The organism is Rhodopirellula maiorica SM1, assembly GCF_000346295.1.
GTDB lineage: Bacteria > Planctomycetota > Planctomycetia > Pirellulales > Pirellulaceae > Novipirellula > Novipirellula maiorica.
Genome location: NZ_ANOG01000716.1, coordinates 1 through 12114 on the forward strand (window position 1 = coordinate 1; position 12114 = coordinate 12114).

Consider the following 12114-nt stretch of genomic DNA (forward strand, 5'->3'; position numbering starts at 1 on the left):
GAAGCTGGGCCGTAAACACCGCTTGCCCGGCGGCATCCGGTGCCAACGTGTAAGCTAGCGTCGCAGACGATCCGTTGATGATCGCGTGAGGCGCGACTGAGAACAGCGAAGCCTCTCCGCTGATCTGCGTGATCACAAACTCAGTCTGCTGAGCTTCAACCGTTGCCGTCCCATCGAGTTCGTCGGTGGCCCCCGCAGGTGCGGCTTGGACGTTGGTCGCCCAATCCGAAACCTCGACAACGCCTCGTCCCAACCCAGTGTCCTGATCTTCGATCGATACCACATCCCCAGCACCGCTGAAGATCGGTGCATCGTTGACCGACAGAACCTCGATCGCCACCGTGTTGGATGCGATCCGAGGATTGCTGCGGACGGTGCCGCCCGTTCCCACATCGACGGTCACGCCATCATCGGTGACAGTGTAAATGATCGAGTCGGTTCCAGAGAAATTCGCTCGTGGTTTGTATCGAAGCGCGACCACTTCGCCGCTGCCGCCAAGCACTTGTGTCAACGTTCCGCCGTTGAGCGACGTGACCGGAATCGGAGTCCCAAGCGACAAGGTTTGATTGCCACCCGGAGTTACATTCGCAGCTTCGTTGGCCGGTCCGACCGCGAACACGTCCAACAAACCAGGGTTGGTGCTGTCGCCGGACACGCGAATCTCAACTTCGCCATCTTCAAGCATCGTGAATTCAAGCGGGCTAACGGCCGGATCGATCTGAGGCGGATCGTTCACCGGTTGCACCTGAATCGTCATGGTGCTTGCCAGCGACGAAATCAAGTCACCACGCGTGGCGTTTCCAGGCCCATTGTCCGTAGCAACAATTTCGAACTGGAATTCGCCGAACACATTGGGTGCCGTGCGGAAAGTCAAACGTCCGTTGGAATCAATCGATGGGAATTGTGAAAAGAACTGTGCCGCTTCATCCGTTGCCATGCCCAACGCGGTCACCGTAAATGTGACGTCTTGCCCCGTATTGGGATCAATTTCATCGAACGCGTTGAACGGAGGACCCGCGTTAATATTAAACGCATAGTTGTTGATCGCCACGGCCGCACCGTCCTCAGGGACTTCGATATTGGGCCGGCTGATTTCGAACTCGGGTCGGTCGTTGACGGGGTTCAAGTTCAATCGAACCTGATTGATCGACGTCAATTGATCCGGCACCAAGGCTCCCGCCGCAAGCGAGTAGGTTTCGTTACCGGTACTACTCTTGTCACGCACAGTGTAGGTGAACGTATCGGAGGCACCGATCACATTATTGAAGTTGGTAGGCGGAACGTAATTCACTCCGATCAACACACCGCCGCTGAAGACGCTGGTCAATTGGCCGCCCAAATCTGTGGTTTCGGGGAAATCAAACAGCTCGAGCGTTTGGGATCCTCCGGGCAGTGCGGCGACTTCGTTGGACGGTCCAGGTGTAAAGACATCTAACAATCCGATCTGGCTATAACCCGATGTCGCCGATGGACGGTTGATCGGAATAAAGAACGGTTGTGACGTGTCTCCGAGTGCTTGCGTATTGTCTTCACGCAGCGTGTACGTGATCGTGCCATCACCGGCGACCGCATACGCTTGGTCGATGATCGGGTTAGGTCCCGCCGGCACAACTCGGTCACTGCTGCCAAGCACACTGGTGTTTAATCGCGGAGCGTCATTGACCGGACGCACATTCAAGACGAACGTTTTGTCGGTCGAGCGTGGATCGTTAAACGCCGGGTTATTGGGTTCCGCGTCCGTGGCTCGAACGACATAAGTTGCCGTGCCAAATTGGTCGGGCGCCGGGAACACTTCCAAACTGCCATCGGCCAACACGCGTGGGCTCTGCAACATCAATCCCGCAGGAACGGTCGAAAGTGAATCAACGATCGTAAACGACAACGTTTGGACATCAATTTCATCCAACGCCGTCACAGGTCCAGGCGTTTGGTTGAACACAAACCCAGGAATCGTGGTCGAGAGGGAATCGTCACGCTCGAGCATGTCGACCACAGGGATCGTTTGGAAAACCGGAGGATCGTTGGTCTCGGTCACCGTCAACGTCACCGTTGCTGGTGTCGTCGATCGAACATCGGGTAGATCGCGATCGGGGATACCACCGCCGAACACGGTCGCACCATCATCCGAGATCGTAAAGGTGAAGACGTCGTTTGGATCAAACGGCGCGCGTTCGTTGTAATCGACGGGCGGTTGGTAGGTTCCGTCAACAAACGCCCCACCCGCGAAATTGAACGTTAAGACCCCACCGATGCTAGTCGTCAACGACAATTGCCCGTTTCCGCCTGCCAAGCTGTTCACATCCACCGTGTTCGCGTCCGACGTGAACGCGACAACGCGAAGTGCTTGGTTTGTCTCGTTGTACGGAGCCGGCAACGAGATGTCAAAACTGCCGCCCACGCTTGGTTGTTCGCCTGCCGTGCCGGTAAGCAGATCCGCGGCGGTGAACGTCAACACAGCCGGGGTGGCCGGTTCGGAAACTTCGTCCAACGTCAACGACCGATCAAAGGCGACCGGAGCGTCATTGACGGGTTCGAGGAAAATCGTCGAGGTCACGGTGGTCGTCAGCGGAGCACTGGTTCGCGTTCCATCGACCGCTTCATCAACGCCTTGGTCAATCACCGTGTAGGTGAACAACACCTCACCGTAAACGTCCGCAGTCGGAGTGAACAACAAGTCGCCGCTGGCGTTGATCGAAAGCGTCCCCAAGCTTGGATCAACCAAGCCCACGGGGCTGACCAACGAGATCGCCCCATCGTTTCCACGAATCGCTTGGTTTTCGTCCGCAGCATCGACCGGCCCACTCATGTCATTTTCTAGCAAGAACTCCGCCGGAATCACCAGTGACTGGTCCTCGGTTGGTACCGGAGCGGTCAAGCCACGCGAGGTGAAATAGTCCACGTAGTCGGGATTGTCGATCGATACGGAGTCAGTCGCCAAGAACGGTGCGTCGTTCTGTGGCGTGACCCGAATCGAAGCGGTTGCCACCGTGGTCAATGGATTGGGGAAGGCCGGATCAATGGATCCATCGGGCAATACCAAGACACCATCGTCCTCAACGGTGAACAGGAATTCGTCCAAGCGGAACTCGCCAGGTGTCGGTGGCAGGTTGTCACTGTTGAAGTTTAGCTTCGGCGTGTAGTGAACCTCGATGAGCGATCCATCGACGTCAAACGTCGCGGTCAACGATCCGCCTTCGACCGTAATCGCCGTGGTGGATGCGTTGGATTGATCGATCGTGGTCCCGGTAGCGAGGTCACCACCGGTCACCGATACCACGCGTAGCGTTTGATTCGATTCATCAAACGGAGCTTGCGGGATCGCCGGATTCACATGCCCCGCAGCACCGACAAGCAGTTCGGCGGCCGTAATGGTCAGCGTGGTGTCTTCGGTCGCTACGAACGCTTGATCCATTGCTGCCGGAGGATCATTAACCGGAGCAATATTGATCGTCACCGTCGCAAAGGTCGAGACATTCGTCGCATGCTGGCTGATGTTCTCCTGCGTGCTCAACCGATAGGTGAAGGTGTCTTCGCCGTAGAAGTCCTCGTTGGGCGTATAGCGGAATTCACCGGTAAAGCGGTCGACAATTTCAATCGTTCCGTTTTGTGGCAATGCGCCGAGGAAATAGCGAACGGGGAACAATTGTCCGGACAAACCGGTGTCGTTGTCAAACAAGGTTCCTTGGGCTCCGCCGGCCAGCACGTCCAGCACCGTATCTTCGACGGCGTTAAACGTATCGTCGATCGGCGTAGGCAGGGCAACGCGGCGAATGGAGATCGGATGATCTTCGACCTCGCCACCGACGGCAACTCCGGTTGGTCCGAGGTTGCCTTCGGCACTGATTCGGAATCGCATCCACGTTTCACCATCAAACGCCGCCGCATAGGCCGCAGTGTCGCCGGCGATCGTCAACAGGTTTCCGCCTTCGATCACAGGCGTGTTGGCAAAAATCTGCTCACTCGACTCGAAGGTTCCACTTTGGTCGAAATCGATCCAAGCGTCCAACAGCCCGGTGCCGATAACGTCTACATAGACGTTGGTTCCCGCAGGATCCAACGGGTTGATGTAACCAAGCGTTTCATCAGCGGTGACTGCACCAGGACCTGCACCCGGGATCGCAAAGACTCGGACTGCCGAACCGTTGGGGGCGGTGTAAATTCCCGTCGCGACTCCGTCTTCGTCGTCCACCGCGGTGATCGTCAACGAGTTCGATTGGGTACTGTCCAACTCGACCACCACGGAATCACCCGAAGCGGCGACGCGAGTTAGAATCGCGTTGAGCAACTTGGTCGTGACTTCGTCAACGGTGTCAGCCGAGTCAAACGCGACCGCAACGTTATTGGAACTTGGTACGAGGTTGCCCGTGATCAGTTCAAGATTGGTGATCACGCCGCCGACGTCGATCGTCAGCACTTCGCCACCGTTTGGAACGGCGTTGAGCGTCACGCGTTGGGTTGCGTTGGAAGCCGAACTGTCGATGGTGAACACCGTATTCACCGAGGTGACCGACACCGATACCAAATCATCATCCGACGCTGGGGATGGATTGCCGTTGATATCGACGTCGACATATTGCCCCAGTCGTGGCAGACGATCGTTATTGAGCGTGTGCCGGGCTCCCGAGTCGCTCAAGAGAGTTCCGTAGGACACAGGGGCATCGCCATAATCCAATTTGACATCGGGCATCAAAATGGTAAAGCGAGTTTCGCCGGTCGCTCGGTTCGGCTGCAACGGGTTGCCCGCCAAGTCCGAGATTGCTCGGATCGTGGTGCCGTCGCTCTGCAGCGCATCCTCGTTGTTCAAAATAATTTGGTACGTTGCATCAGGTCGCCAAATACCGCTGATCGGCGTCAACCGCAACGTGCGTGTCGCCGTATTGTAGCCGATCGTGTAATCGATTCCTGGAAGCAGTTCGATTCCGTTTTCAATCAAGCGGATCTGATCCGAACTGATCGTCGAGGCATCCGGACCGATCCCTGAGCCTTCGGTGATCAGAATTTCAAAGAACTCATAAACACCTTCGGTCAATTGCAAGAACGTCTGGCTAGGGTCGACATCGATGTTTTCAGCGTCGTTGTCGTTGGGCGAGATCAGCTGTGCTTTGGGTCCGGTCGTATCGGAACGATCGAGTGCACCGCGATCGATATCGACATTGTTGCCTTGCCCGGTGCTGGTCGAACCATTCTTGCGAATTTGTCCGGCTAAGTCGCGTTCGCTGACCACGATCGGACTTTGCGAAATCCCTACGGAATCCTTGACCGAAACGATCGAAGGTCGGTCGACTTGGCTTTCGATACTGCTATCGATCAACGGGCTGCCGGCGGCTGGGTAGAAGTTCGGGCTGCCCGCCGCCAAGTTAAACACGCCCACGCTAGGATTGACGAACAGCGGTCCGGTTGGATCGACGATCGCTTCGGTACCGGTGCCGATTCCGATCGTGGCCGCACCATTACCTTGATATAGCGTTCCTCGCACTACCGTCGGACCTTCATTTTGGCCGAGCAGACCGACCGCATTGGTAAACAAGACATTATTTAACAACGTCGGTGCGGCACCATCGCGAATTTCGATACCGACGACAGAATTGACGATGGTGTTGTTGACGACACGCGAGAACGCCGCAGGTGCCCCCAATGACGTATCGCCTGCTAACAAGATCCCGTTGCTGTTATTGATCAACAGATTGTTCTGGACGACGGCACCCGGAATGAGTTGCTCGCTGTTGAGCGTCGGGAAATGCTGAACCGCGCCTGGCTTAGGACGATCTCCTTCATTTGGCACCTTGTTCCCCGGTGAGGTATCGCTGGCCGATAGATTCAATGCCGTTCCCGACGAGAAGCTGATCACGTTCGAATCCACAATGAACTGACCTTGATCACGATGCAGATTCTGGTCGCCGTTGTCCTCACCGAGCACGACGTTTTGGCCCGTGATGACCCCCAATAGATGAATACGTCCGCTTTCGGGCGAGCCGAAATTAGTGCTGCCAAGGTTGCTTGCCGCGGCATAGCCGTGGAAAACAATGACCGGATCGGTACCATCGGCAAGGGTACCGCTACTTGTGGTGACTTCGATACCGAGTGCCGCCCGAACCGATCCACTATTAATCGCGTTGCGAATGGTCTGAGCTACCTGCGCCGCGGTGTCCGAGACGCGATATTCAATGACCACATTGTCGGTATCCGCTGGGGTCGTCAGCGACGGAATCGTGACATCATTGAACTCGAACCGCAACGTTTCGAAGCCATTAGAGATCGTAAAGGTATCACCATCGATGATGTCGCCACCGCTGCTTTGCACGACCATGTTCAAGCCATCAGCAAGTCGTTGATTCAGATCGAATCGCGTATCTTTGCCGATATTGTTAGCGCCGAGGTACTCTTGTCCCAAGCGGATTTCAAGCTGATATGCACCTTCGGTGATCTCTTGCTGAACCGGACCAATGATCCCGGTGATCGGGTTGTAGTACCGAGCTTCAAAGTACGGGTTGTCCGCCAGCGCCGTGCCTTGTGTGCCGCCAGTAAAACTTTCACCGCGTTCGGCCAAGCCGATCACGATATCGTCGATATAGACTCCGTTTGACCCGCCGAGTCCGCGTGAGCGTTCGCCGGCCCGCAATAGTCCCGACACGCTACGGCTTCCACTGTATACACCATACTCCGAGCCAGGCAGGTTGGATGCACCTGCATTTTCACCGTTGATCAGCGTCAGCGGCGTGAAGCCGTTTGTCGAAGCAACCGGTTTGCCATCGACCGACACGTGCAGACTATAGATTTCGCCGGCTGGAATCGTAGCACCAGCGATCCCGTTCGGAAAATTGTTGAACGAATTAAACGCCGCAATACCGATCACGTAGGTGCCGGGTTGGGTGAACGTGTAAGAGATAAATGGATCGAGCGAAGACGTGCTACCTGCGTCATTCCCATCATCATCGTTTGCGGCAAGCAGATTGCCCGACGAATCATACAAGAACAATTCCAAGTCGTCGCTCGAAGCGTCAACGTCAAACGTCGCGGTCGTGCCGGGGTTATCCACGGTAAACGAGAAATAGTCGTACGTTCCATCCCCGACGCCGTTTATTGTTACGTGAGGTCGAGCGAGGCTGTTGTCAATGTTGGTATTAAGCGACTGACTCCACGCCTCGCCATCTAGGTTTTGCGCCGTCGCAAGGGTGTCGTTCCCAGGCAGCGAAACGATCCCTTGGGCACTCGATTGGCTGATCGCCAAGTCGTATAGACGCACCGAATTGGTGGTTCCCACGACCGGGAACGCCGCCAGACTCGGCGCCGCGTCGAGATAATGAATCTCGTTGGCCAGGGCAAATTGAATGGCGTCCCGCACCTGGACGGGAGTCATCGAAATGTCCACGTTAATCGCGACCGCGGTCGCTGCGACGCCTGGCGTGCTTTCGATTAGCAATTCCAAGCCAGCAAACGTGTAAGCGCCCTCTTGGGTTTCACTCGTGAAATTGACCCAAGCCGGTTTGTCGGGACTGGTGGTCGCCGTGGTCGCCGGATCGCCATCGGCGGCGATGAACGCGGCCACTTTTTGCGCCACGTCGGCTGCGGTATCGGCTGGCGAAACACTGATTTGACCGAGGCCGGCAATCCCTGGCACCAATTCAACGATCGTGGTCCCATCGGGCCGCTGCAGCGTCAATGGAGCGGTGACCTGGCTGCCCGCAGGCATCTGAACGACCAAGCCGAGATCAAACTCGAACGATTTGCTCAGCGTTGGCAGCACGTCGCCTTGATTGGTAACAAGCCGGTCGGGCATCTCGCCCGAGACGACCAAGGTTTGTCCGTCGCTCAATTTGTAGCCGGCGATCGCTTGAATCTCACTTTGGTCGGGCCGTGCTTCCCCGGCGGTCGAAAACTCAAAGCGGATCTTCACATCTTCTTGACCGGCCCATGGACCAAGGTCGATGCGAGCTTGGCGGAACACATCGTCATCAAACAATTCTTGTACGAAACGCTGTTCAAAGACGTTGGTATAGCCTTGGCTGCCGATCGGGTCGTACTCGTGATCCGGACCTCGAATATCGTCCCACACGCGGTTGTTGATCGAATCGTCGAAGTTGTTCGTCGCGACAAGCTGCCATTGACCATCATCACCAGCGACCATCACACGCAGCGAATCACGCATGACGTCGTCAAGTCCGGCGTCGCTGTTGGTCGTTACATTGGTGTCCGCGTTGGTGTTCTCGGAATCGAGAAGGTAAGTGAAGTACAACATCGGTAGATCGTTCGCGGAGAATCCGGAAAGATCGAGCGAGTTGCTTTGCACGCTACCGTGTGCACCGCCCAGGAAGTTGTATCCCGAGAATCCTTGGAGATCATCGGCGTCCAAATCGTTATTGCCGTCGGAATTGTCACTGACTCGGCCATCGCCGTCCTGGTCGAGGTGCGACAGATGATTAAAGTCGTCGCTCAAATCATCGAACCCAAATCGAATGGATCCACCGCCAATCAGATCGGCACGGTCATCAAGCGCGTTCACCCCGTGTCCAGGCTCGGTCCGTAGCGTGTCGCTCAGATGCCACAATGTTGAATCGAGCGAGCTAAAGAACAAACCGGCAAACTCACCCGTGGTCGACGTGTTGTCCACCAAGATGCTATCGGCACCAAATTCGAAGATTGGCTGAGCCGTCAGATTGGTCAGATCGAAGGCGTAGTACCGCAGTGGCGTCGCAGAACTGACGGGCGTGCCAGGCGTGGTCGCGCGTCCGACACCGAAGTACAGATTGGAAATTCCGATCGTGTCATTGACGTCACGGAAGTTTTCCGGCCCCACGCTGACGCGTTCGAGCACCAATTTGTTGCCGTTCGAATCGGTAATGAAGTCGACGCCGGCCACGTAATCAACACCTTCGATCGCCCCCGGCACATCGGCAACAGTCGGATCGACGATCAGCGTCGCAAATCCGCGGATGTCCCCGCTGGCGTAGGTGTTGTTGCTGTTTTCGCTAAAGCTGGCCCGCCACACCGCACCGGTATCGGTGAAGGCATACAAGAATTCGCCGCCATTGATGTCAGTCACCAAATCGGTAACGTTGCCGGTGGGTAACGAGGTGGTGGGCGAGACGGTTGGGATCTGAATTTGGGCGACGATATTGGTACCGGCCCAAGGCGTTTCCGCCGGGAAGCTGAAATTGTTGTAATTATTTTGGATCCGCGGGTCCAATGGATTTGCCGATTCAAAACCGCCGGTCATATCGCGGCCCGCACGACTGATCGCCGTTCCATTATTGGGGTCGAGTCGATAAATCAGGTTGTTGGCATCCAGATTCGGTTCCGCCGTCCCGATCGTATCATTGGTTCCATTGTTTCCGACATTCGTCCCTGTGAAGGTGCCACGATTGGCGAGTCCATACAGGTAACGTGCCTCCGTCGTCGGGCTGCTGTAGTAGGCCAGACTGTCAAAAACCATTCCTTCGTTGTCGCGATTATTGATTGCGACAGGCGGATTCGCGTTGTTCAGCGCCCGCTCGTAGGTTTCGATTCCGGTGGCCCCAACCTGCGTGAAAACACCTTCGGCGTCAACACTGTAAGTGGTCGAGGTATTCGCATCGTTTCGAGTCGCGTTACCTTCATTGCGAATGGCAATGATGTCGCCGCGAGCCGATTGGGCTACCGCGCCGATCGGAACCGAAGTGGCCTCTTCGATGATCGCATCATGTCGTCCGGTAAACGGATTGTAGATCGACAAACGTGATGCGTCGTTTGCATTAACATCTTCGCGAAGTGCTAGTAGCGGGATGTCACCGAATTGCCATGGAATGATGTTGCTGCCGTCGTCGTCGAATCCAACTTGCAACGACTCAGTCTCCTGATCGAATCGCGGCTGGACTGGCGTTCCTTCGTTTGCGCTGTTGTTGGTCGTCGGTGCATAATCAAAGCGATCATCCACGATCAGCACGGTCGGATCGAGCGGTTCGAGCCGAGCATTGGTATTCGCTGGGTTGATCTGAGTGAACTGCGTCATGTCCGCAGGCATCTGGCCCGTCGTCCCGACGATCACTTGATAATCACCATCGGGGTTCAATTCCAAGGGCCCGATAAAGGCATCGCGAGTGCCTTGGGATCCGCGTGACAGATCCGACTCGGTGGTCGGTTGGCCTGGCACGATCGGAGTGATCTGGTCATCCAAGATGTTCGAGTTGGTTCCGATCGCAATCAGATTGTTGCCGTCGAACAGATACATGTTTGTATCGGGTCGGGTCAAACCATCCGCCCAATCAATATCAAAGACCGTGGAAACTTTGTTCGGCGTTGGGTCGAGTCCCTGCAACGAATCACGATCGACGGTGAAGGTATATACGTCGACGGTGTTATCTGCGACACCGGCAATCGAAATGGCACCGCGATCGGTATTAGCGAGACTTCCTAGATCGATCGTTCCGCCGGGATTGAACAGTTCGCCAGCCAAGGGTGAGTGGGCGGGCAAACCGATTGCCACAATCGCATCGGTCGCATAGCGAAGATCGGCATAGCGAACCACGCTGCCTGGAAATTCATCGGTTTCGCTCAGGCGAATTTGGAATTGATAGCCGCCTTGGGTCGTTCCGCCCGTCAATTGGCTTGCGTTGATGCCAGTTAACGTGGTGTAGTTCGCGGCGGGATTGCTGCTACGAATTCGCACATAGAACGTATTTCGCGTTCCCGTGGTTCCTGGCAAAACGATACGCATCGCTGAATCGCCGTCGTTTTGGCTAAACAGATCGCGATATTCACCGGTAACATTGATTTCAGCGTCATGGTCCAACTGCATCGGCAACGCATAACCGTCACGCATCAGATTGCTGTTGACGAAGGTCAATTGGCCGTTGTTCGATTCCGTGCGTGAATTTTGGCTCAAGGCCAACACACGTCCTTGGCCATCGAGTAATTCCAGCACGGTGTCCAGTTGTGCGTCGGTACGATCGACATCGAACCAGACCATGGTTCCCGCAGTGCCTTCGAAGCTATACAAGTCCTGATCTTGCGGTGCCGCAATCGCACCATGCACTTCGAAACCAAGGCGAATATTTTCGTCGCCGGACTTTTCATCGGCAGCCAGCGTTCCGAGTTCTTGGTGTTGTCCGATGTTGGCGTTCAAGTCGCCGACACCGCCAATTTGACCTTCACGCTCGGTCGCGACTGCGACGTTTCGATCGTGGCTATAGGCATCAAAACTCAATCCTTGCCAATCGCCTGGGCTAGCAGACCCGGTACCTCGAATCGTATCGGTTTGCACATCGCCGCTCGGGGTGAACCCCGCACCGACGGTGTCATCGTTGATGCTGGTCATCACAACCGGGAATCCAGGTTGCCCCAACACCATCAAGCGTCCACCGATTCGATCGACAATATCAAGCGATCGGCCGGTGGCCAATATCTCGGCTCCGTTGACTTTGACGACCAACGACTCCGTCGAACTACTTTCGATTCGCATTCCGCCATAGGTATGCAAATCGGGGATTTCGATATCGCTGTCCAAGACGTGAACGATGTCGGTGTCGTCCCATACCACTTCGGTGGTAAGCACTTCACCTCGAATCACCATGCCATTGACTTCGTTGTCTTCCAACTGGTTACCGCGAACGACGGGTCCCTGGTTGGCCGGTGGGATTGAATAGAGGTCAATCGCTCCGGTTTGACGCCCGCTATCGCTGTTGAATTCGGAATTCAACGCATTGACATTGATATCGATCACCGCGCCGTTGTTGTCCACAAACGTGTTGCCGACAATCGTGGGCTGCGCCGCGGTGACATGAATTGTGGCCGCCGAGTTGGGTGCGAAATCATCTCGGGCCCCAAGTTGCGAGCCGCCGGTCCCATCCTCGTTTTGCTCAAACACGCTGTTGGCAATACGGGCTTCGGCCTGATGAATCTGAATCGGATTGAACGCCGCGGTTCCGCCGCCAACACCGGTGATACCGCCTGCGAATGCAACCAACGCGTGATCCAAACTGAGACGACTTGTCGGCGACGCGTAGATGCCTGCCCACTCGCCAGCGGTGCCGGTACCGAAGGTGTCGCCGTTGGTATCAAAAGTCCCGCCCGCTCCGTAGCGATCGTCCGCTCGCGAGGTAAAGATGACCTCGTTGCCTTCGTCACCTTCGGCCAACAAGG

At 55.9% G+C, this 12114-nt stretch carries 1 protein-coding gene; it reads right to left on the minus strand.

Features of this window, described 5'->3' with window-relative positions:
* The coding region (locus RMSM_RS23200) for an Ig-like domain-containing protein (RefSeq protein ID WP_173405146.1) at positions 1 to 12114 on the minus strand (12114 nt) is incomplete at both ends.